1 pseudogene is annotated in these 255 nt (G+C 36.5%); it reads left to right on the top strand.

The features are described 5' to 3' along the window. A pseudogene (locus tag WFK35_RS23125) lies at window positions 1-240 on the top strand (ATP-binding cassette domain-containing protein); the annotation flags it as partial. Window positions 241-255 lie beyond the last annotated feature (15 nt).

Below are 255 nucleotides of genomic sequence, written 5' to 3'. Positions count from 1 at the left end.
AATGAAGAAAATGACGGACTGATTATCGAAATTGATACCACAAATTCCAGAGAAGATTTATTAAAAGCATTTGAAGGTTTCCCTCTTGAAAAACTGAATTTCAACGGAGGAGTTTATGTCGCTCATTGTTCAGCAGATACAGAGTTTCATACCGTGATGTCTGCGCTCGGAAATGCCAGAATGAATGTGGTGTACATCCGGAATATTTCTTCTTCAACCAGAAGATTTTTCGTAAGCTAATTTTCTCAAATTCAA

It is taken from the genome of Chryseobacterium sp. VD8 (assembly GCF_037149975.1).
Lineage (GTDB): Bacteria > Bacteroidota > Bacteroidia > Flavobacteriales > Weeksellaceae > Chryseobacterium > Chryseobacterium indicum.
The sequence above is the reverse complement of the archived record's forward strand: the minus strand, read 5'-3'. Positions and strand labels throughout refer to the sequence as shown.